Here is a 24,141-nt window from a genome sequence, read left to right as displayed (position 1 = left end):
TCAACGTAGTTTTACACAAGAATTCAGGTAGGTATGAGCGTTATTTATTTATTATTATCCATCAGCATTATTGTTGCTCTAATTTTCTTTATTGCTTTTATTGTATCGGTACGCAGTGGGCAATATGATGATTCGTATACCCCATCTGTTCGTATGCTTTTTGATGATGAATTGGTAAAAGAAAGTTCTACGAAGCAAGCTATAACATCCGAAAAAAAATTACAATCCAATCAAACAGATCGCAAGGCTGCGCTCGTAATCTCGAATAAAAAAAGTATCCAACTAAATAAAAGTTTAAACAATTAATTATGGAAGTACAGCAGTTTTATTACGACAATAAAGTCGTTAAAAAGTTCCTCTACGCAACAATGTTTTGGGGAATTATAGGGATGACAGTAGGCCTACTATTGGCTTTTCTTTTCATCTTTCCAAACCTTACTGACGGCATATCATGGCTTAGTTTTGGTCGTTTAAGGCCTTTACATACCAACGCTGTTATTTTTGCTTTTGTGGGGAACGCTATTTTCGCAGGGGTGTATTACTCTACACAACGCCTATTAAAAGCGCGTATGTATAGCGATTTTTTAAGTAATTTTAATTTCTGGGGATGGCAATTAATTATTGTAGCCGCTGCAATTACATTACCACTTGGGTACTCAACTTCAAAAGAATATGCTGAACTTGAATGGCCAATAGATATTGCTATTGCACTAGTTTGGGTAGCCTTCGGGGCGAACCTTATTGGTACTATGATCAAAAGAAGGCAACGCCACTTATATGTTGCGATTTGGTTTTATTTAGCCACATTTGTAACGGTTGCCGTACTTCATATTTTTAATAGTTTGGCATTACCCGTAAGCCTAGGTGGAATGAAAAGTTATTCTGTATATGCTGGAGTTCAAGATGCTTTAGTACAATGGTGGTACGGCCATAATGCCGTAGCATTTTTCTTAACTACGCCCTTTCTAGGTTTAATGTATTATTTTGTTCCAAAGGCTGCCAACAGACCAGTTTATTCTTATAAATTATCTATTGTTCACTTTTGGTCTTTAATCTTTATATACATCTGGGCAGGCCCTCACCATTTATTGTATTCTGCATTACCGGATTGGGCTCAAAATTTAGGGGTAGCCTTCTCTATTATGTTATTAGCGCCATCTTGGGGTGGTATGATTAACGGACTATTGACCTTAAGAGGTGCCTGGGATAAAGTACGTACAGACCCAACCTTAAAATTTATGGTAGTTGCTATTACCGGTTATGGTATGGCCACTTTTGAAGGACCCTTATTATCTTTAAAAAACGTAAATGCTATTGCACACTTTAGTGATTGGATCATTGCTCACGTACACGTTGGAGCGCTAGCGTGGAACGGATTTTTAGCCTTTGGTATGATTTATTGGATGGTGCCTAAAATTTTCAAAACGCGTTTAGCCTCTGTTGGTTTAGCTAATTTTCACTTCTGGATTGGTACTTTAGGGATTATTTTATACGCATTACCCATGTACGTTGCTGGTTTTACTCAGGCCTTAATGTGGAAAGACTTTAACCCAGATGGGACATTAGTTTATGGGAACTTTTTAGAGACCGTAACTGAAATTATGCCCATGTACTGGATGCGTGCTATTGGTGGCACCATGTATATTGTTGGTGCTTGTGTGATGATTTACAACGTAGTACTCACCATTAAATCTGGAAGTAAAGTAGAAGACGAATTGGCAGAAGCTGCGGCTTTAACAAAAGTTTCTAAAAAGAGAACGGCTGGAGAAACCTACCATACTTGGTTAGAGCGTAAGCCTGTGCAGTTGACTATTTTTGCCACTATTGCGATTTTAATTGGTGGCGCGGTACAAATTATACCTACCATTTTGGTAAAATCTAATATTCCAACCATAACAAGTGTTAAACCTTACACCCCTTTAGAATTAGAAGGTCGTGATTTATACATTCGCGAAGGCTGTGTGGGTTGTCACTCACAGATGGTACGCCCGTTTAGAAGTGAAGTAGAACGTTATGGCGAATATGCTAAAGCAGGTGAGTTTGTTTACGATCACCCTTTCCTTTGGGGAAGCAAGCGTACAGGTCCAGATTTATTACGTGTAGGTGGCAAATATTCAGACAATTGGCACTTAAATCACATGTACGATCCACAAAGTACTTCTTCTGGTTCAATTATGCCCTCATACTCTTGGATGGTTCGCGATGAACATGATCGCTCAGATATTCAAGCTAAAATGAAAACAATGGTATCCCTTGGTGTACCCTATTCAGATGAAGACATAGAAAACGCTATTACGTCGATGGATGCACAAGCTACCCAAATAGAAAAAAACTTATATGCCGATCCTGATTTCGCAACAAACTACGAAGCTGATAAAAAGTATGCCGCAGAAAACGGAATGGAGTTTGTACAAATGCGCGACCGTGAAATAGTTTCGTTAATAGCTTACTTACAGCGCTTGGGTACTGATATTAAGATCAAAGAAACCGGAGAAATAGTTACGGATAATAACTAATTCAAAAGTAAATCTACAAGGGGCTGACACCTTACAATGCTCCTTGTAGCCATAAAAAAACGTTGAATCAAACCAACAAGGCTTAAAAACCTTGTCGCATAAAAATAGAAATCATGTTCAAATTTGTAAAAGGATATATGGAAACTATAGATGGCGTTGCCACCTACCCTATTATATCGTTATTAATCTTCTTTATTTTCTTCATGGTTTTATTCCTTTGGGTTTTTACAGCCTCAAAAGAATACATTAAAGAAGTAAGTGAATTACCTATGGAAAAAGACAACCAACAAAACTTAGAATTATGAAAAACACATCGTCACTTTGGTGGATAAGAATACCCGTAGCCTTCTTTATCATTTTCGGAATGATGGAATTCTTTATAGACTCGGGAAAACAACCCGCTATTTTAGCCTACCCTATCACTCAGTTTTTTATGCTGATGGTTTTAATATTATTAATAGCTATAGAGCTAATTTTGAGTTCTATTGAAAATGTAATGTTCCAAACCCTTTCAGAAGAAGCAAAAGAACGTTATTTAACCCATAAAGCAACCCGATTTGAATGGACATGGGCTAAAAATATGTACAAAAAATTGCTTGGTTCTAAACCTGCTGAAGTTGAGCATGAAATTATTCTAGATCACAACTACGATGGCATTAAAGAATTAGATAATAAATTACCGCCATGGTGGGTATATTTATTTTATGCGTCTATCGTTTTCGCTGTCGTTTATTTAGCGCGTTTTCACATATTTAATGACTACAATCAAGATGCCGAATACTTAACAGAAGTTGCTATTGCACAAGCTGAAATAGAAGAATACAAGAAAAATGCTAAGGATTTGGTCGATGTTACTACGGTTGAATTATTAGCGGATGCATCGGACTTAAGTGCTGGTAAAGCCATTTTTGAAAGCAACTGCGTTGCCTGCCATATGGCCGATGGTGGTGGTGGAATTGGCCCTAACTTAACAGATAGAAACTGGATTTTAGGTGGAGGTATTAAAAATGTCTTTAATACGATATCCGAAGGTGGTCGTGACGGTAAAGGTATGGTAGCTTGGAAACAAAGCTTGAAACCTCTTGAAATGGCGCAAGTTGCCAGTTATGTTTTAGGTTTTGAAGGAAAAACAGCTGCAAATCCAAAAATTGCTGAAGGAGAAATATGGATAGATCCACACATGAAGGTTGAAGGAGTAGATATTGATGCTACAAAAGTAAAAATTGAAGTACAAGTTGATACCTTAGAGTTTAAAGAAACACTAGATGTAGATGGCACTACCATAGAATAGTTTAATAAGCCTTGTAAAAACCACCCTGCTCTTTTTATTAAGGGCAGGTTTACATCACAATAGAATCGCAACAAAAACAGTCCTTCCAAGCGCACCGAATAGTATCAGAATAGGGTATTCTAATGCTACAAATACAACAAAAAATGTCGCAAGATCAAGATAATTTTAGAGACACCATCGGAACCATAAACGAGGAGGGCAAAAGAGCATGGGTTTTTCCAAAAAAGCCTAGTGGTAAATTATACGAATATCGCAAATATGTTAGCTATTTTTTACTCGTTTTTTTGTTTGCAGCACCCTTTGTAAAAATTAACGGCAATCAGTTTTTGATGTTTAATGTATTAGAGCGTCGCTTTAATATATTTGGATTTCCATTTTGGCCACAAGACTTTCATTTGTTTGTAATCTCTATGATTATTGGGGTTATCTTTATTGCTCTTTTCACAGTTGCTTTCGGACGCATTTTTTGTGGTTGGATGTGCCCACAGACCATTTTTATGGAAATGGTTTTTCGAAGAATTGAATATTGGATTGATGGGGATCGAGGTGCCCAAATTAAACTAGAGCGACAAGAATGGAACGCGGAAAAAATTAGAAAACGTGTTTTAAAATGGATTATCTTTTTTATCATCTCGTTTTTAATTGCCAATGTATTTTTAGCTTATTTAATTGGTAGTGATCGCTTGATACAATATGTTTATGATGGGCCTTTAGCACATGTAAGTACTATGGTATCGCTGTTAATTTTTACGGCTGTATTTTATTTTGTTTTTGCTTGGTTCAGAGAGCAAGTATGTATCATTGCTTGTCCTTATGGCCGAATGCAAAGTGTTTTATTAGATAATAAATCAATTGTGGTTGCCTATGACCACAAGCGTGGTGAAGCAGAAAATGGCAGAAAAAAATGGCGTAAAAATGAAGATCGTGAAGCTTTAGGGCATGGCGATTGTATCGACTGTTTTCAGTGCGTAAATGTTTGTCCGACTGGGATAGATATTCGAAACGGTACCCAATTAGAATGCGTAAACTGTACCGCTTGTATTGACGAGTGCGATACTATTATGGAAAAAGTAGACCTTCCTAAAGGCTTAATTCGGTATGCTAGTGAAGATGAAATTGTTAAAAAAGAAAAATTTACGTTTTCACCTCGTCTAAAAGGGTATACGGCTGTCTTAGTAATTTTAACCGGTGTTTTAATCGGAATGTTATTTTTACGAAACGATTTAGATGCAACCATTCTAAGATTACCAGGCCAATTATATGAACATAAAGAAGGGAATATAATTAGCAATGTGTACACTTTTAAATTAGTGAACAAAACATCAACTGATATTAATAATATTCATTTCGCTTTAGTTTCGCATAAAGGCACGATAAAATTAGTACGTGAAGGAGATTTTAATGTTAAAGGGCAGCAATTAGCCGAAGGCACCTTGTTTATAGAAATAAATAACGCTGCCATAAAAAGTGATAAAGAAAAAATAAAAATTGAAATTTATAGTGGGGATACATTAATTGAAACTACCACAACGGCATTTTTAGCACCGAGAAGTTATCGATAATTTCGTTGTTCGAGAATAGTAAAAAAAATAAAGGTTATACGTAATTGTTCAAAACAACTTTCAACATTAGACATTAGACATTAGACATTAGACAAAAATAAATATGAAAATAAATTGGGGAACAGGTATCGTATTAGCATTGGCTGCATTTATAAGTTTTATCTTATTTTTTGTGATTCGCATGAGTATGGACGATAAATCGAACCACGATTTAGTGACCGAAGAGTATTATAAACAAGAGCTAACCTTTCAAAAAGATTTAGATGCTCAAAATAATGCGATAAACACGAATAATAATTTAATTGTTGCAAAAACACCAGAAGGATTACTTGTTACATTTCCTGAAAATTTGGAATTTGAAAAAGTAAAAGGCACGGTGTCCCTATACAGACCATCTAATAAACAATTGGATTTTGACTTTCCTATAAGTCTATCCAACACAAATTTGCTCGTACCTGACAAACGTTTGTTAGATGGTCGCTGGGACATTAAAGTTTCTTGGAACTACAAAGATGAAGAATTTCTATCGAAAAAAAGTATTACTTATTAAACAATGATTCTATCCGCACTCATATTAGGTTTAATGGGCAGTCTACACTGTGTAGGCATGTGTGGCCCTATTGCCTTTATGTTACCTGTTGATAGAACCAATCACCTAAAAAAATTCATTCAAATATTTATTTATCATTTTGGGCGATTATTGGCGTATGGAATACTAGGTTTGGTCTTTGGACTCTTAGGAAAAGGTTTATTCGTTTTTGGAATGCAACAAAAACTATCAATTACCATTGGTGTATTGATGATTGTGGTGATTTTAATTCCCTACAAAACCTTTAGTAAATACAACTTTTCAAAACCTGTATATAAAATAGTTGGGAAAGTTAAAAACAGCTTGGGAAAAGAACTTCAGAAAAAAACTCCTGATACTTTTTTGACGATAGGGTTTTTAAATGGGTTTTTACCTTGCGGATTAGTATATATGGCATTATTTGGCGCTATTGCTATGGGAGATGCGCTTCAAGGCGCATTATATATGGTAATATTCGGTGCAGGTACTATTCCGTTAATGACAACGGCTATTTATTTTAGCGCACTTTTAAAAAATACAGCGAAACAAAAAATTCAAAAATTAATTCCTGTTTTTGTAGTGTTGATTGGTGCACTTTTTATTCTACGAGGTTTAGGTCTGGGTATTCCTTATATTTCACCAGCACCCGTTACACAAGTTGTTTCAGCAGATATGGAGTGTCATGAGTAAGCTGTACCTAATACAAGAAATTTGAGCAGAAGAATCAAGACCGCTGCGCTTTAAGAATAAAGAAACTAGACTTTTTACTCTAGCTCTTCTTTTTCAACTGCTTGCTACCGAGATAAAATAAAAAATCCTTGAAATAATCATGGAATTAAAAGAGTTAGAGAACAGAGAAGATGTGAGTCAACTAGTACGTAGCTTTTACGCTAAAGTACGTGTAGACGAGGTTTTAGGCCCTATTTTTAATGGTATTATAACGGATTGGGAAAGCCACTTAGCACTTTTAACCGACTTCTGGGATACCCAGCTTTTCTTAAAAAGAAAATATCATGGCAACCCTATTAAAGCTCATAACGAAGTTGATGAAAAAATGAATCACAACACTACTCCAGAACACTTTGGTTTGTGGCTCAATTTATGGTTTCAGACTATTGACGAATTGTTTATGGGCGATAATGCTTTTATCGCTAAAAACAGAGCTAGGCAAATAAGCTCTATGCTGTACCTACAAATGTTTCAGAACCGAAGCAAATAAGAAACACTAGGTAAGCTATTGAAGGTTTAAAAAAACCTAAATAAAAAATCCCGCTAAAAAAGCGGGATAAGTGAAACTTTTTTACCAAGAAAATAATTATATCTTAAATGTAATAACCGGCAGTACAGAGTGGTTTGCAATGTCTTCCCCTATGCTACCACGAAAGAAATGTGCTAAACCTTTTCTACCATGCGTTGTAATTCCAATAAGGTCTATATTATGGTCTTCCGCATAATTTAAAACACCTTTTTCAACGGTGTAATCGTTGTATACTTTAACATCGATAAATTCGGCCCCAACAGCATTTGAAAATTTCGCAATTTTATCATCGATATCTTGAGTGCTTAAAAAGTTATCACCTGGTGTATTGATGTATAAAATATGCAGGCTGACATTTAATAAATTGGAGATATATTTTGCACGCTGGTAAGCATTAATATTTTCATCAGCCAAATCGCAAGCAAAAAGCATTTTTTCTGGCAAGAATGCTTCCATATCGTTTTTAATCACTAAAACAGGAATGTCTGCATTTCGCACCACTTTTTCAGTATTCGAACCTACAAATATTTCCATGAGGCCGTCGGTTCCATGGGAACCCATAATAATAAGATCTGCATTATTCGCTTCTGCTACCTCATTTACTTCACTAAATACTTTAAAGTGTTTAATAATTGGCTTAACATTTACGTCTTTTAAAAAAGGCTTACTTAAAAACTCATTAAAGCGTTTTTCTGCCAATTTAAGCAGAAAAACAGTTTGCTCTGGATGTGCAGCTTGAGAAGAGGTAATATAGGCGTCATTGAGCTCTAGCATGTGTAAAGCAAAAATAGTAGCCTTGTATTTTTTTGCCAATGAAGCTGCTACTTTTAAAGCATTTTCAGACTGAATTGAAAAATCTACTGGTACAATTATATTTTTCATAGGATTATATTTTTCTAATTATAATAGGTTTTAATGTAACGTTTAAATCTTTCTATTTATTTGCTGATGCATACGAAATAGTTGATGCAATAATAATGTACTGCTCACTACAGGCCTAATAGCTACTTTTTCTTGTGCTTCTTTTGACGGGTATCCACTAAGAACAACCAAGGTTTTATACGGTCATTGAAAACAATCTTGTTTCAGGTTCTTTTCGATACAAATGCATATCAAAAGCCATACATATATTTCGAACAAATGCACGTCCTTTTTCGGTGACTACTATTGTATTTGATGAAATTTCTAACAAATTATCAGCTTCCATTTCCTGAAGTTTCATCATAATTAAATCGGTGTCTAAAGTGCTGTCATTAATGTCTAATACCGTTTTAAACTGGCACATTAAATTTAAAATATGTTTGCGAATAATACTATCTTCTTCCGTTAAAATATGACCTCTATAAATCGGAATAATATTATTTTCTACCAAATGTTGATACTCTTCTAATCCTTTTACATTTTGTGCAAAGCTATACCAACTATCACTTATACTTGAGGCGCCTAAACCTACCATCACTTGAGTTTTTGAAGCAGTATACCCCATAAAATTGCGATGTAGACTGCCTGTATGTAATGCTTTTGACAAACTGTCGGTTGGCAAGGCAAAATGATCCATCCCTATTTCTTCGTAACCCACCTGCGCCAGTAATTCTTTACCGCGTTCATATTGCTTGCGCTTGGCTTCCCCTGATGGTACATCAGCATCTTTATAGCCTCTTTGTCCGTTACCACTAAGCCATGGCACATGGGCATAACTATAAAAAGCCAAACGGTCAGGCATTAAACTTTTTGTTTTTAAAATCGTATGCTCAACGTCATCAATGGTTTGATGTGGTAAGCCAAAAATGAGATCGTGTCCAACAGAAGTATAGCCAATTTCCCTTGCCCATTTGGTCACTTTTTCCACATTTTCAAAAGGTTGAATTCTATGAATTGCTTTTTGAATCTTTTCATTATAATCTTGAACACCATAACTTACTCTTCTAAAGCCCACATCAAACAAGGCTTGTAAATGTTCTTTGGTGGTATTATTTGGGTGCCCTTCAAAACTAAACTCGTAGCCATCGGCTTTATCAGCAGATCTAAAAATACCTTGAATTAAGCCTTGTAAATTTTCAGGTGAAAAAAAAGTTGGTGTCCCGCCTCCTAAATGTAATTCTTTAATTCGTGGTTTTTGCCCTAATATATCACAATATAAACGCCATTCTTTTAATACGGTGCTAATGTATGGCGACTCTACTTCGTGCCGTTTGGTAATGCGTTTGTGGCAGCCGCAAAAAGTACACATACGCTCACAAAAAGGTAAATGAATATACAAGCTAATACCTTCGGTAGCATTACTTTCTTCAAAACTCTTCAACAAAGTTGACTCCCATTTTTTACCAGAAAAGCTAGGTAAATCCCAATAAGGTACTGTGGGGTAACTCGTATATCGCGGTCCTGGGACATTGTATTTTTGGACTAAACTGCACATGTAATTTTTATTTAGCCCAAAATTAACACGTAGGCTCGTCAATTACTATGACAATTATCATGTTGCTTCAAGAACTGAACGTAAAATACTTTATTTCAGCCCTTTAGTTCTATTTTCTTGTACTCTAAAGATGACCATTTTCTTGATTAGTGCTAAGGGCAAAGGGGTATTCAAAGGAAATTGTACACCACCTATACTTGTTTAAAACGCTTTTAGGTCTTCCTTAAATTTTTCATGTGCCGTGGGAAAGGCGCCGTGATCGTTAATTGCAGGCATTTTGTAACTGATCGCTTCTGTAGCCTCTGTCACTGCTTGTTTTATAGGTTTCCTAAAACTAACTGAACTTCATTTAGAAAATTAGCAATGTATGCATCTATGCTTTCAGGTGTAGTATTGGCCAAGTCAAATATATTCTATTAGCTCATATTAAAGGTATTAAAAAATATGTCCTAATTTTGTTTCCTATTTAAAATAGTAAAAATAAGTATCCATGGAACGCAACAATCTATACCCCATATTTTTAAAAACATCAAACTTAAATATTTTAATCGTGGGTGGTGGAAACGTGGCACTAGAAAAATTAAGTTTCCTTCTAAAATCCAGTCCAGACGCAAATGTAGAATTGGTATCACCCATGTTTCGAGAAGAAACTTTAACCTTAATTCAAAAATTTAATATAAAAACCACGGTGGCTAATTACGACCCCAGCTTTTTAAAAAATAAGCATATGGTCGTTGCTACGACTGATAATGTCCCTGTAAACGAACAAGTATACCATGATTGTAGAGCACAAAATATATTGGTCAATGTAGCCGACAATCCACCGTTTTGTGATTTTTATATGGGTGGTATTGTCACTAAAGGCAATGTAAAAGTGGCCATTTCTACCAACGGAAAATCACCGACGACCGCCAAAAGATTGCGTCAGTTTTTTGAAGATGTGCTTCCTGACAATATCGACGATTTAGTAAAAAACCTCAACGAATTTAGAAAAACAATCAAAGGTGATTTCGAAGAAAAAGTAGAGACTTTAAACGAGTTTACAAAAGGTTTGGTGAACAAAAAAAATTAGTACGACCTTTTTGAAGGTATGGTGAACAAAAAACCCAAAGTAAGAGTATTCCATTCTTTTTCTTCGAGTACTATAGCGGAATAGGATATATTGAGCTCGGTATTGGCACTCATTAAAAACCCTATTTGTGGTCGGTAATAGAGCCCCCCATCATTTCCTTGACTTATGCCTAAGGCTTGCCCTACATCTATTCCAAAAGAAAAAGAATTCGAAGGCCAAATGCGCGTGGATATGGCCAATGGAGCAAATTGCACACTAGGCAAATCTACTAATGGATTATCTGTACCAAATTTTTCAGGAAAACCATAAGTATACCCAGCCATAATTCCCAAATCTACTACCTCTCCCAATGCCCACATATACCCAATATTTGCGCCAAGGACTACCCCTACTTCATCGTTAAAATCGTTTAAAGGAATACCCCCTTGAACCCCAATTTTTAGGCCTTCTTGGGCATGGGTGTAAGCACTAGTAAAAAGTAGCGCAACTGCTATTACAAAAATTTTCATTATTTAGTTGGTTTGGTTTACGAATATAAATCTAAAAATTAGGAAGCTATATCTACTATTTTTGTTGTAAAAAGGAGTAAAAGGGTGGTACACGTTTATTATTAGAGAAAAAAATGCATTAAATAACTTTTCTAGGCATTGTTGAATTCTCAAGTTGCTGCAAATTAATTATAGATAAATTATTATACGTAGTAATTTTTTGTAACTTACTTTAAATCATTTGTAATGAAAGGCACTGACCAATGCAAAAACTGTGAGGAAATTATTGATACTTCCTTCGATTTTTGTCCTTATTGTGGACAAGAAACAGCGGATACACTAACTTTTGGTGTGCTGTTTAAAAATACAATCAACAATTACTTTTCTATAGATGCGCGTTTTTTTAGAAGCTTTTTTCCTCTAATGACAAAACCAGGACTACTGGCCAAACGATTTGTAAATGGGAAACGACTCTTGTACCTGCATCCCGCACAGTTCTACCTTTTCATTTCCGTGGTTTTTTTCTTTTTCTTTTCTTTTACAATACGAAAGGTGGATGACCAGATGTCAAAAGCAATAGCGGAAGGTTTCAACCAACCAATAGCGCTAGATTCTTTAGCCGTTAAAATAGATTCTTTAGGTGTTGAAGCCGCTAAAAATACATTAGAGGAAAAGGCTGGAATGTCTGCTGAGGAAATTAGAAACATTGACTCTATTACTGTAGGTAGTCAAAAAATTTCTGGAAGCTCTTTGATCCTTCAAAAAAATATGTTGGACTCCCTTATTGCAATTGGGGCTCCGCAGGCTGAAAAATTAAAGGCCATGGGGAAAAAAGAAGATACTGGTGCTTTTTTGACTAAGGTTTATGTACAATTATTAAAATTATACGAGCAAAGGGGAGGGGGAATTATTCAGGCGCTTTATGATACCATTCCAATTGCCATGTTTTTTATGCTGCCCTTGTTTGCGCTATTATTAAAGGTTTTTTATTGGAGACGTGGTACGTTTGCCCATCATACCGTATTCAGCTTTTATTTTTTCACCTTTTTATTCACCACCTTTTGCTTACTTATTTTGGCCAATAGATTTTTAGATATCCCCATTTGGGTTGAGGTGCTCCTATTTTTTTCGTTCATTATCTATTTAATGTTGGCCTTGCGTACTTTTTACGAAAGTAATTGGATAGGTGCATTTTTTAAGGCTGGTTTTATTACTTTTATTTATATGCTGATTGTTCTGCCTATTGCTATGGTAGGGGTAATTTTTATTTCTTTTATGCTGTATTAAGCGACCCTTGATAGAGGGCTCGATTCTTTTGAAAATTTTTAAGCGCTATTAAACATACCTTCAAATAGATTTTATTTCACCGTGAATCAAAGGGACAGCAGTCTGTACTTAGTTTTTTATACTTCATCGAACGAATCCGTAGCGTTTAGCATCTCTACCATGAAGAAATCATTTTAAAATCTAAAAAAGTCTTTATTACTCGCAGGCAAAAAAGACATATATTTCTAAATGAAGTAGAAAGCAATTTTATCAAATGTTTTGTAAGTTATTGGATGAAAACACTTTAAATGCTTTATGAGGTTTAGCCCATAGAATAACACATTTATTTCCGCTGTACGTAATCAATTTTATTTTCTTATTGAATTAGGAAGGTTAATATAAAATTAAAGAGAAATACTTTTTGAGCCATGTACCAGCTCTTGAAGTTTTTCGACATTTAAAGGTTTTGAAACAAAATCTTGAACGTAGCTTGGAAAATCCTTAGCCAAACGCTTATCGTCTTCTGAAACGGAAGAAGTGACCAATACCACATCAATATTGGTAGACATTTCCTCAAGAACCATAAATTCTAAGAATTCAAAACCGTCCATTTCTGGCATATTGATATCCAACAATACTAGAATAGACTCAGATTTGTCTTTATTAAAACGTAGATGATCCAAAGCTTCTTCAGGATTTGTATAGCTCAATACTTTCTCTTCCTCGCCTATTTTTCTAAGCAGAATACTATGCATGAAGATAATAATCTCCTCATCGTCGACTAAGTAAATTTTCGAATACATAGCTACTTATTTAATAGTATACTCACGAAAAGTGATTATTTTTAAAACACTTTTTTAGGCTACACTTGTTAAGATATAATAAATGTAGGGAAAATATTACTAAAATGTAGTTTATTTCTAAAAATATGGCATACACCCAAAAGTAGCGGGGAAACTATAAAAAATAGCCAGGAGATTTGAATATCTATTATTTTGACAAGGTGGTTAGCTCCAACCAAAACTCCTCAATTTTTAATATGGCCTCTAAAAACCCACTCATTTCTAAAGGCTTTTTTATATAGCTATTGCAGTGGTTTTCATAAGCCTCATCGAGGTCTTTTTGACTTGACGATGTAGTCAGCATAATTACTGGAATTTTTTTAAGAAGAGCATCAGACTTGATTCGTCTTAATACTTCGTGGCCATTAAAAATAGGGATATTTATATCTAAAAGAATTAGGTCAGGTATTTTTACCTTTGAAAAATCGCCTTGCTGAAACAGAAAATCTAAAGCCTCTTTTCCATTACGCGCAACACTTATCTCTATTTTTAATTTACATTCTTCAAAAGCTTCTAGGGTGAGTAAAACATCTCCTTCGTTATCTTCTACTAATAAAATATGGGCAATTCTAGTGTTTTGTTTTTTCATTATTTTCCTATTTAGGGATGGTGAAATAAAATATTGATCCTTTCTCTGGCATGGATTCTAGCCAAATCCGCCCTCCTAAAAATTCAACATGTCTTTTGGCTATGGTAAGTCCGATTCCTGTACCAGAGTACGCATCTTTATTATGTAATCTTTGAAAAATTAGAAATATTTTCTCATAAAATTCGGCATCTATTCCAATGCCATTGTCTTCAATAGAAAATTTCCAGTCATTTTTATTTTCTACAACTTGAATCACAATTAATGGTGTAAGATCGTCCTTTGAATACTTAAGTGCATTGTCAAGTAAACAATGAAAAATTTGAGTTATAGCTGCTCTATAGGTGTTCAGCGTTGGCAGATGATCAGATTTAATGACCGCCCTTTTTTTTGAAATTAGTTGTCTACGTAATTGTTGATACTCTAGGTATAGCTGGTTCAAGTCTACCTCTTCTTTTCCTTCCGTTGGTTTATTCGCTCTAGAATAGGCTAAAAGATCTAGGATAATCTGCCTCATTCTTTTTGCGCCATCTATGGCATAATCGATATAAAGGTGCCCCTTTTCATCGAGTTGATCTTCGTATTTTCGCTGTAATAGTTCCATGAAACTTGAAATCATACGCAGAGGCTCCTGTAAGTCGTGTGAGGCCACAAAAGCAAATTGCTCTAATTCTTCGTTGGAACGTTCCAGCTCATAGGTATACTGGCTGAGTAACTCCTTATTCTTAACTTCTTCTGTAATGTCTGATGAAATACCGATGATACCTGACAAGATATTATTATCATTATAAATGGGTGAATTGGTGATAAAGGCTGGGAAATTAGTGCCATTCTTATTACGTACCTTAAATTCACCCGACCATGTTTGCCCTTTTTTTAGCACATCCATGATCTGGTTCGCTTGTTCTTTATCAGTTTCAATGGTAGTAAGTTCCATTATATTCTTTCCTATGGCTTCTTCAGGTGTCCAGCCATAGATATTTTGAGCTGCTGTATTCCAGTATTTAACTACACCATCGAGGCTCGTTGCTATAGCTGCCTGGCCTACAGTACTTAGTAAATTAGCTTTGAACTTGTTTTCTTCTTCTGCTTTTTTACGTTCCGTGATATCCAATACAATAGCCAAAAATCGCTTATTATTGTTTTCTACTACTAATTGTAAATGTATTTCTGTGGGATATTGGCTTCCATCTTTTCGTTGGTGCTGTGTAAAAAACACAATTTTTTCTTTTTCATTAGAAACTAGTGGCGCTATAAGTGCTGTAAAAGAAGCTAGCGTATAGTCCGGTTTTATATCTAGGGGAGTTAAGTTTATGATTTCACTTTTTGAATAGCCCAAGTTCAAAAGGGCCCCTTTATTAACATAGTTAAACCGAAATGTTTTTGTGTCGAAGGTGTAAATTTCATTCAAACTATTTTCTATAGTTGCTTGTAAACTATCTTTTTCTTGTTGTGCATATTTCTGCTCGGTGATATTAATATTCGTTCCTAGATATCCAACAAGTTCCTTTTTTTCATTAAATAGCTCTTTTGCTGTTCCCTTCACCCAGGTAACTTTTCCTTCTTTATTTACAAACCGATACTCATAAGCCCATTTACCATTTGATTTAATAGATGTATACCAATTATTGCCAACATCAACTAAGTCATCTGGATGTAAAGCATTAATCCACCCTTTCCCTAAGACCTCCTTTATATTCATGCCCGTCATTTGAAGCCAAGTTTCATTAGCATAAACGCAATCTCCATCAATATTCGTGGTATATATTGCAATAGGCGATTGTTCAGTATAGGCTTTAAATTGCGCATCACTTTTTTCCGCTTTTTCTTTAGCCTTTAATAATTCTAATTCTGCCACTTTGCGCTCATGAATATCCTGATAGCTGCCGTAAATTCTGATTCGCCTATTATTTACTGTTTCGCTTTTACCTATAGCTCTGTTCCAGCGCTTATTGCCTTTCGCTGTCCGGATTAATATATCCTCAACGAACTCAGTGCCATTCGCAATTAAATTATTTAATGCTGCTTGTATCCGTTCTTTACTCTCACCAATATGGAATTCTATTCCACCTGTCAAAGTAGGGTTGTAACTCGTATCGAGCTCTAGTATGTCAAATAACATAGGGGACCAGTACATATTTTCTCCATCAGTGTTAATTAAATCAAGTTCCCAACTTCCAATTCGTGCAATTTCTGTTACTTGCTCTAATAACTTTTCATTTTTTGCTTCCTGGGTAATATCAAGAAGAACGCAGTTGAAAAGAATGGTACCGTCAATCAAAAAAGAGGGTGTTCCAATGCCAAAATGTGTGCGAAGTTCACCAGTTGGCATCACATAATTGAAGCGACAAGTCCATTTAGCCTTTGTGGTTAAAGCATCAGAAATGCTTTTTCTTACATATTCAATATCACCAGCAGCGCGTATCCTTTCCCAGATTAACTGATTATTTTCAACTACCGCTTCGGCTGCATAACCCCAGAGTTGTTCCGAACCTTTGGTAACATACTTTAAAGCCTCGGTTCCATCGGGATAGAATAGATATTGAAATACTATCCCAGGCAAATTATCAGCTAATAATTGTAATCTTATTTCTGCTTCTTTACGTTCGGTTATATCTTGAAAACTACCATACACACGTGTGCATACACCATCACTATATTCTGCTTTAGCTGTGGTGCGTACCCAAATTTCTTTATTATTAGAGTTGACAATAACTGCTTCAATAGTATATGGCTCTTGGGTTAGAATACATTTTTCGAAACTTGATAGTGCTAGATGGCGATAATCCTCTCTGTAAAAGTTAATAGCGGCATCTACGTTCGGCACAAAGGAACGAGGGTCTGTTCCATAGATTTGATGCACTTCATCTGACCAAAAGATAGTGTTAAGTATTGCATCAAACTCCCAACTTCCTATTTTGGCTAGTTTGCCCACCTGGCGATTCAATTCGCGAAGGTTTTTTTCTTCCGTAATATCCCTTGAATTAGCTACTATACCCTTCACGGCAGGATTATCTAGCATATTGGTCAATACCGTTTCAAGCCATCTCCATTCTTTTTTGTGATTTTGAAAACGCAAAGGTGGAATCACTACCCTATTTTCATGCACCACTTTTTTTAAACTGGCTAAAGTTAGTTCAACATCATCGGGATGAACAAACTCAAGAGCATTACGGCCAATAAACGCTTCAGGTGCCATTCCTAAAACCGCAGTGCTCGTTGGACTTACATAGCTATAGTTGCCCTCTTCGTCTAAGATTCCAATCAGGTCAGACCCCTCTTGAATCAGTGCTTTAAAGCGCTGTTCACTTTGCAGCACTTGTTCTTTCTGTTCAAGTATTTCTTGGGCGTCGCGTACTACACAATACATTAGTTTTGATGTGTTATCCCATTTTACAGACCATAAATTATAAGCTATGCCCCCATTTTTTTTCTTATAGCGATTTACGAAAGATTTTACGTCCTGACCTCCTAAAATAGCAGCCGCTACTTCTTCGGTTTTTTGTAAGTCTTCTTCCAGAATCAAATCTACATAAGGGCTCCCTATTAATTCTTCAGGCTCATACCCCCAATGACTAGCAGTGGCTGCAGTGACAAAAACAAAATTACCTTGTTCATTAATGGTACAAAAGATATCCAAAGAAGCATCAATCAGCTGACTTGCTTCAGATTTTTGCTTAACGATACTCGTAATATCCCGAGATTGGCAGGCCACTGCAAAAATCTTATGATCTTCTCCTCTTAAAGGTTTTAAGGTAATTTGACCGTATTGTATGTCATTTGTTTCTGGATGAGAGTAATGTTCCTCAATTTCTAGAAATTCTCCGTTTATAGCCCTAATGTAATAAGCTTTCCATTTTTCGGTGTACCCCTCACCAAAGCCCTCTGCAAACACAGAATCATAAATTTTCTTTTCAACTCCCGCTACCTCCTTAACTACGCTTAACCATCTTTTATTGGCATAAAGCAATTGAAAGTCAAGGTTAAATATCCAAATATGATCTTTGCTTTGATCTAGGTATATATTTGTCAACTGCGCTTGATTCATACTAAGTTTAATATTTTGCGGTTATTCTTAAGGACCATCAACTAACAACAAGTTACTAATTTGTTATTGATTGGTTAAAAATAACCTAAGATAATAAATTTCTTAAAGTGTGTATTCTTAATTCTGACAATTAGCACCTACTAGCCATTTTATTAAAGAATTACTCGTTATAGCCAACTTTGTTAAATTTAGCAAGATCTCCCAGCTTAGATAGTTTAGTGAAGAAAGGAAATCCAAACCAAAAATCAATTTAATTTTTTGATATCTCCTGCAGCTATCAACTCTAAACTGCTCAACACTTACAGATTGGCTTCGAGCGTAAATGAATTTAAAATTATTAAAAGTAGGGCCCTTTTGATGCTTGAGATTTTTAAATCTTATCGGCATAAAAAAATTAGTAGTGGGAGTTTTCTCCTTTTCTATCGGCTCTACTAGAAATTGGTATTGCTATGTGGGTTGAATTTGGCAAATTTGCTTTTTGCCTTAGTATTCTGGATAACAAAACAAGTATTTTATGTTTCTAGGTAATTTAAAGTTTCCATCATAGATTCCTAACTAAATATCAGCTTTAGCCGTTTTAGAAGAGATATCCTTTATTATTTCATCTAACTCGTGAGCTGAATTTATGAGTCCTTTAAATAAGAATAATTGTTCTTCATTCAACTCATTTTCATCTACCTCCAATAAATTAACAATACCCATAATTCTGGCCAATGGTGCACGAACAATATGAGACTGTATCCAAGCTATTTCCTTTAATTTCGCATTTTGCTCCTCTACCGCTTTGATATAAATATTTTTTTCGGTAACATTATTAACCAAGGTAACCAGAGATTTTTTAGCATTGTATAGCAGTTCATTACTGGTTGTTTCGACATCGATAATTGTCCCATTTTTTAAGCGATGCCGACCTTCCCTAATACCCGAAACTTGACCATTTAAAGGATTGCTTATTAAGGCATTAGATTCCCTTGGTTTATTTTCAATATCTTGAAACTTCATTCCCATAAATTCGGCGTGAGAATATCCATATTGCTGTATTGCCGCATCGTTTACATCTAAAAAATGATGATTTTCTACATCGCACACCCACATAGGGAGCGGACTTAAATGAAACAGGTCGCTATACCGCTTTTCTGATTTTTTTAAATCGAGTAGGTACTTCTTCTTTTGAATATTATATAACAAACTTTTATAAAGACTAAAGGAAGTTAAATCATCCTTGAGAAGGTAATCTGAAATCCCTAAATGCAGTGATCTAATGCTCAGGGGCATATCTGTATAACCTGTTAAGATCACTACGGGTACCTCTGCAGCTAATTGTAACATCGTTTGAATTAAATGTTCGCCACTTTTATCAGGTAAGGATAGGTCTAAAAGAATGATATCAAAACTGAGGTCACTATTTACCAAGAATTCTTTAGCTGCCGTGAAGGTACTAGCACTGGTAAATTTAGGTTCTAAAATATGCTCTTCTAAATATTCTTTAATAAGTATTTGATCTCCAATATTATCTTCTATGATAAGAATATGATAAACTTTATTATCTTTTTCCATATGACCCAATTTTTCTGGTAATTTAAGGATATAAACTCAAAATTGCCTACTACTTGTCACGGTATACATAAAGGTTGTTCCATTCATCGCCCTTACCATAGCAACATTAGTAGGGCACCGCTTACATATTTTATTCATTTCTGTTCTTTTTTAGTGTAAAATAAAAAGTACTTCCTTTGCCCTCCTCAGAAGTTAACCAAATGCTACCACCCATACTTTCTACAATTTTCTTGGTAATTGCCAAGCCCATTCCTGTTCCAGAATATTGATCTCTATTGTGTAGCCTTTGAAAAATAATAAAAATCTTTTCAAAATATAAGGAGTCAATACCTATTCCGTTGTCTTTCACCGAAAATTTCCAAAAGTGCTTTTCTTCTGTGCATGAAATATGAATTCTCGGCGTTGTCTGAGCATCGCAATATTTTATACTATTGCTAATCAGGTTTAGAAAAATTTGTCTAATTGGTGATTTTATGGCGTTAATTACGGGTAAATTACTAGTCGTAATTAGAGCCGCGCTATCTTGAATCTGCTTTTTATGTAAAATACTTACTTCTTTTATCAAGGCCTCAATATCTATTTCTTGTAAATTTTCTAATAAGTTACCCACTCTGGAGTAATCCAGTAGCTCTAAAATAATTTGTCTCATTCTTGTGGCACCGTCCACGGCAAAAGAAATGAATTGTTTGCCTTTTTCATCTAACCTATCAGAATATCTTTTTTCAAGTAGGGACAGAAAACTAGTTATCATTCTAAGCGGTTCCTGAAGGTCATGAGAAGCGACGTAAGCAAATTGTTCCAGTTCTGTATTTGAAGTTTCTAATAATTTAGCCTTTAGGGTTAATTCATTGTTTAAGCGCTTTAAAGATTTTTCATATTTTTTTTGATTGGTAATATCCTGAATGGCTCCTACTAATTTAATAGGCTCCCCTCTATTTCCTCTTATGATATAGGCACTATCAATGACATAAGCGTACTTGCCATTATTTTTTTTAAACCTATATTCATTTTTAAAAAATGAGGCGTTTCTATCTTTAAGCGAATCTGTAATTTTATCAAAAAAAGCCTGGCGATCTTTTGGGTGGACCAGTAAGGACCATGTTTCTAAATTCAATTCTTTTTCTGCTATATTTTGTCCAAAACGATCTTTAAAACCATCACCCCAAAATAAAGTGTTTTTTAAAATATCCCACTCCCATATAGCATCTTGGGTTGCTTTGGAAATTTTCAAAAAGCGCTCATTTGAATATTTTATTTGTTCCAAAGTTTCCTTTGCTTTTGTAATATCGCTACCAACCACATAAAAAGTATCATCTTCTATTCCCGGATTAAAACTCCACGAAAACCATACGGTTTTTTTATCCTTCGTCAACGACCTCATTTCTATTGACTTTCTGGGTGCATCAATATCATTTAAAATTTCATCTACCAAATGACTATCTGCCGGGTGTACAAGATCTTTGAAATTAATTTTAAATAAATCTATAGGTTCAATATCAAAAAATTCATAAAAGGCCACATTGACCCTTTTTAAACATCCTTTATCGTCTAAACTACAAATATAGCCAGGCGCATAATTTATCAATTGATCTAACTCGACTTCTAAACGTTTTCTTGACAATTCAACCCCTAAAAATTCACCTAATTCGGCAATATTGTCCGTAACTTGCTCTAAGTAATTGGGATCTAAAGAACTTTTACCCAAAATTAAGGTTCCAATAATTTCTCCGTTATAAATTAATGGTAAACTATCAGCACTTTTCAAGCCTAAATTTTTAGCAATCTCAACACGTACAAAATTTTTATTATCTTGATTGTATTGCCAATGTTGTTTTGACTCACTTTCCCATGTAAGGCCGGGTAATCCCTCCCCTTTTTTAAAACCTTTTAAGTTATAGCCGTTCTTTGTAAAGCCTGCAAACTTTGAATCTTGCGCTTGATTTGCAGCCAAATAAATTTTATCTCTATTTACATTTAGCAACCAAACCTCCACAAGGTCAGACTTGTAATGGTTCATTAAAAGGTTTGATACCTCGCTTAAAGAATCATTGAAATTAAGTTCTTTACTGAAAACATTAGAAATATTCCTTAAAACCTCTTTAAAGAGGGCTAAATTCTTCTTCTGAGTAATATCTTTTTGAACAGATATCCAATGCGTACAATAGCCCTTCTCATTTCGAACTGGCGCAATGGAAAGGTTTACCCAAAATTCTTTACCATCTTTGGTGTAATTTAGGATGTCTTCATCGACCGTATTCCAAGACCTTAAATCTGTTCCGATTCGTTTTAGAGTTTCTGGACTTGAACGTACTCCCTGTAAAATACGAGGTGTTTTCCCTAATACTTCTTCTTCCTTAAATCCAGTTAATTTTTCAAAGGAATCGTTTACATAAATTATTTTTGGACCATTGGGATAATCCAAGGGCTCTGCCTCAGTAATGATGATTGGATCGGCAGAATGATTAATGACAGATTCAAATAATTTTAATTGTTGTTCTCTTACTTTTTGATCCGTGATATCTTGCATAGCGCCAATCATCCGGGTACCTTTCTCGTCACTATCTCTTACAATAAAGCCTTTATCCAATATCTCTAAATAGGTTCCATCCTGTTTTTTAAATCTATAATTACAAATCCAGTTAGTCTCTAAACTCCCTATAAAACTATTAAGACTTTCGGTTACTCTATCCCTATCTTCGGGATGTATTTTTTCTTCCCAAATAGTAATATTTTGAGAAAGATCTTCTGAAGGCCTACTTCCAAAATTAAGCTCATAGTTTTCGCCCCAATACAATTCATTTTTTATGAGGTCATAATCCCATATGGTATCAGAAGTTGCTTTTGTTGCAAATCTAAAGCGTTCATTTAATTCTTTTAATCTATTCTGATTGGTATACAGTTCCGTATGGTCTAACACGGTTGAAATCATAATATTTTGGGAATATAAAGGAATGTTTTTGGCGTCTATGATTCTTTTCTCCCCGCTTTCCTGTACAATCTCCCTGCGCTTCCAAGACATTCTTTCCGAAACTCCACTTTGTACGTCTGCCAAGAAATTTTTCTTCATCTCTTTTTTCCTAGCGTCATCGGAATGAATCTTTTCAAAAAATGTATTAACATCAGTAAGATCCTTTGAACTCCATCCGTATATTTCTGAAAATTTTTGATTAACAATACTCGCTTGACCAGTGCTTATATCATTTACGGCAATACCGATTGGCAAATTCTCCAAGATTACTTCAATAAATTCATTTCTTTTTAATAAGCTCTCAGAAATTTTCTTTTCCTCGGTGATATCTAAAATAATAGAGTCCCAATACGTACTTCCGTCTGGGTTTTTAGAAGGTTTCCCAATTCCCTTATGCCATTTCATAGCACCATTGGGTTGTTTTATCCTCCATTCGGATACCCAATTCGTCATATGTTGGGCAGATTCTTCTATAGATTTTTGAACTTTTGGGAAATCCTCTTCTAAAATTAAACTCCAAATACGACTATTATCTTCCATAGCTTCTTCCGCTGAGATTCCCCACAAATCTAGAAACCCTTGACTTACGTAGGTTAAATCATCGCTGCCGTCGTTAGCTAATTCATACCTAAAAACCGCCCCAGGAATACTATCTGCGATAGTTACAAATTGATCTTCAAATACTTTCTCTTTGTGAATATTTAATTGAATACCAAATACTTTAATGGGGCTGCCGTCACTTGATCGTATCGTAACTTTTGCTCTATTTTCTACCCAAATAAAGTTAGCATTTGCATCTTTTATGCGGTATTTTAAATTAAATGTCCCAGCGCGCTCACTCAAACAATCAGCTAAACCTCTTTCAAACCGATCTAGATCTTCTAAAAACACTAATTTTTTCCATTTTTCAATGGTCATCGCTTCGTGATTATGATCTTCATAACCCAGCAGTTGAAACCATTTTTTATTTAGAAGAATAATGCCTGACGGAACGTCCCATTCCCAAGTTCCGGCATCTGTTCCCTCAATAATATTTTCTAAAGTTGTATTTTTAGTACTTATGGTCAAATTCTTCTTTTCCAACTCAATTTTGCTCCTGCGTAGTTCTAAAAGCTGCTCGACCTGATGTGCTAATGCTTTTAAAGCTTCCTTTTGTTGAAGTGTAAGATCCTTTGATTTTTTGTCGACCACACAAATAGACGCAAATGCAATACCCTCATAGTTTTTAATGGGGTAGCCCGCATAAAAAACAATGTTTGGATCCCCTACAACTAGCGGATTTTGGTTGAATCGCATATCGTCGTTAGCATTATTGACAATCATAGGCTCATCTCCCCCTTCAATGACATATTTGCAAAAAGAATCAGCAATAGGTGTTTCTATGGCATCAATTCCGAAATGAGATTTAAAGAATTGTTTTTCTTCATTAAAAAAAGTGATCAATGACATAGGACAATCACAAATTACGGAGGCCAGTTTAGTGATCTCGTCATAATCAACTTCGGATGCAGTATCCATAATTTGATAGGCTTTGTTCAACTCCGATAATTTTTTCTCCATAGAGGTACTAAATTTTGTTTTGTTTACTTACGAATAGTTTACAGGCTTTGGGTTTTTCAAAATCAATACACGGTCAATAAACAATACTAAAAGATATAACAATATAAGCAATAATAAAACTATTGATGATTTGGCACTTGAAC

The 24,141-nt window shown here is 35.1% G+C and carries 18 protein-coding genes; 10 read left to right on the top strand and 8 right to left on the bottom strand.

Annotated features, from left to right (window positions below; all coding sequences use genetic code 11):
* Positions 1 to 33: 33 nt before the first annotated feature.
* From ccoS to GQ45_RS13035, 8 genes are all read left to right on the top strand, one after another.
* Entirely contained in the window at positions 34 to 306 is a 273-nt protein-coding gene (gene ccoS / locus GQ45_RS13070) for a cbb3-type cytochrome oxidase assembly protein CcoS (protein ID WP_052188226.1), read from the top strand.
* Between the two features lie 2 nt (positions 307 to 308).
* Positions 309 to 2,516 (top strand): cytochrome-c oxidase, cbb3-type subunit I, encoded by a 2,208-nt coding sequence (gene ccoN / locus GQ45_RS13065; protein WP_047418701.1) that lies wholly within the window; start codon positions 309 to 311, stop codon positions 2,514 to 2,516.
* 113 nt (positions 2,517 to 2,629) lie between these two features.
* Positions 2,630 to 2,821: a cytochrome c oxidase subunit IV gene (locus GQ45_RS13060; RefSeq protein ID WP_047418699.1), complete on the top strand. Its 192-nt coding sequence runs from the start codon at positions 2,630 to 2,632 to the stop codon at positions 2,819 to 2,821.
* Positions 2,818 to 3,807 (top strand): cbb3-type cytochrome c oxidase N-terminal domain-containing protein, encoded by a 990-nt coding sequence (locus GQ45_RS13055; protein WP_081980922.1) that lies wholly within the window; start codon positions 2,818 to 2,820, stop codon positions 3,805 to 3,807. The genes GQ45_RS13060 and GQ45_RS13055 overlap by 4 nt, the downstream gene beginning before the upstream one ends.
* A gap of 143 nt (positions 3,808 to 3,950) precedes the next feature.
* Positions 3,951 to 5,369, top strand: a complete 1,419-nt coding sequence (gene ccoG / locus GQ45_RS13050) for a cytochrome c oxidase accessory protein CcoG (RefSeq protein ID WP_047420396.1) — start codon at positions 3,951 to 3,953, stop codon at positions 5,367 to 5,369.
* Positions 5,370 to 5,472: 103 nt separating this feature from the next.
* Positions 5,473 to 5,919, top strand: a complete 447-nt coding sequence (locus tag GQ45_RS13045; protein ID WP_047418697.1) for a FixH family protein — start codon at positions 5,473 to 5,475, stop codon at positions 5,917 to 5,919.
* A 3-nt stretch (positions 5,920 to 5,922) separates the two neighbouring features.
* Positions 5,923 to 6,627 carry a sulfite exporter TauE/SafE family protein gene (locus GQ45_RS13040; protein WP_047418695.1) on the top strand — a complete coding sequence of 235 codons (705 nt, stop codon included), beginning with the start codon at positions 5,923 to 5,925 and terminating at the stop codon, positions 6,625 to 6,627.
* Between the two features lie 139 nt (positions 6,628 to 6,766).
* Positions 6,767 to 7,156, top strand: coding sequence for a group III truncated hemoglobin (locus GQ45_RS13035; RefSeq protein WP_047418667.1), 390 nt, complete (start codon positions 6,767 to 6,769; stop codon positions 7,154 to 7,156).
* A 96-nt stretch (positions 7,157 to 7,252) separates the two neighbouring features.
* Here the strand turns inward: GQ45_RS13035 and GQ45_RS13030 are convergent, their stop codons facing one another.
* Positions 7,253 to 8,077, bottom strand: a complete 825-nt coding sequence (locus GQ45_RS13030) for a universal stress protein (protein WP_047418666.1) — start codon at positions 8,075 to 8,077, stop codon at positions 7,253 to 7,255.
* Between the two features lie 175 nt (positions 8,078 to 8,252).
* Positions 8,253 to 9,611 (bottom strand): oxygen-independent coproporphyrinogen III oxidase, encoded by a 1,359-nt coding sequence (gene hemN, locus GQ45_RS13025; RefSeq protein WP_047418663.1) that lies wholly within the window; start codon positions 9,609 to 9,611, stop codon positions 8,253 to 8,255.
* Between the two features lie 490 nt (positions 9,612 to 10,101).
* Here hemN and GQ45_RS13020 point away from each other — a divergent pair, with 490 nt between their 5' ends.
* The gene (locus tag GQ45_RS13020; protein ID WP_047418662.1) at positions 10,102 to 10,683 is read left to right on the top strand and encodes a bifunctional precorrin-2 dehydrogenase/sirohydrochlorin ferrochelatase; all 582 of its coding nucleotides are present in this window, start codon (positions 10,102 to 10,104) and stop codon (positions 10,681 to 10,683) included.
* Here GQ45_RS13020 and GQ45_RS13015 read toward each other — a convergent pair.
* A complete protein-coding gene (locus GQ45_RS13015) occupies positions 10,680 to 11,192 on the bottom strand; it encodes a hypothetical protein (RefSeq protein ID WP_047418661.1) in 513 nt (170 codons plus the stop codon). The two genes, GQ45_RS13020 and GQ45_RS13015, sit on opposite strands and share 4 nt — an antisense overlap.
* A gap of 225 nt (positions 11,193 to 11,417) precedes the next feature.
* On the opposite strand from GQ45_RS13015, the gene GQ45_RS13010 reads away from it, so the two are divergent.
* Positions 11,418 to 12,458 (top strand): DUF3667 domain-containing protein, encoded by a 1,041-nt coding sequence (locus tag GQ45_RS13010; protein WP_047418660.1) that lies wholly within the window; start codon positions 11,418 to 11,420, stop codon positions 12,456 to 12,458.
* 383 nt (positions 12,459 to 12,841) lie between these two features.
* On the opposite strand, the gene GQ45_RS13005 is transcribed toward GQ45_RS13010, so the two are convergent.
* From GQ45_RS13005 to GQ45_RS12980, 5 genes are all read right to left on the bottom strand, one after another.
* Positions 12,842 to 13,240, bottom strand: coding sequence for a response regulator (locus tag GQ45_RS13005; protein WP_047418659.1), 399 nt, complete (start codon positions 13,238 to 13,240; stop codon positions 12,842 to 12,844).
* Positions 13,241 to 13,427: 187 nt separating this feature from the next.
* Entirely contained in the window at positions 13,428 to 13,868 is a 441-nt protein-coding gene (locus tag GQ45_RS13000) for a response regulator (protein WP_047418658.1), read from the bottom strand.
* A gap of 7 nt (positions 13,869 to 13,875) precedes the next feature.
* Positions 13,876 to 17,913: a PAS domain S-box protein gene (locus tag GQ45_RS12995; RefSeq protein ID WP_047418657.1), complete on the bottom strand. Its 4,038-nt coding sequence runs from the start codon at positions 17,911 to 17,913 to the stop codon at positions 13,876 to 13,878.
* A 555-nt stretch (positions 17,914 to 18,468) separates the two neighbouring features.
* Positions 18,469 to 19,470, bottom strand: a complete 1,002-nt coding sequence (locus tag GQ45_RS12985) for a PAS domain S-box protein (RefSeq protein WP_047418655.1) — start codon at positions 19,468 to 19,470, stop codon at positions 18,469 to 18,471.
* Positions 19,471 to 19,600: 130 nt separating this feature from the next.
* A complete protein-coding gene (locus tag GQ45_RS12980) occupies positions 19,601 to 23,998 on the bottom strand; it encodes a PAS domain-containing protein (RefSeq protein WP_047418653.1) in 4,398 nt (1,465 codons plus the stop codon).
* Positions 23,999 to 24,141 lie beyond the last annotated feature (143 nt).

The sequence above is a fragment of the Cellulophaga sp. Hel_I_12 genome, assembly GCF_000799565.1.
Lineage (GTDB): Bacteria > Bacteroidota > Bacteroidia > Flavobacteriales > Flavobacteriaceae > Cellulophaga.
The sequence above is the reverse complement of the archived record's forward strand: the minus strand, read 5'-3'. Positions and strand labels throughout refer to the sequence as shown.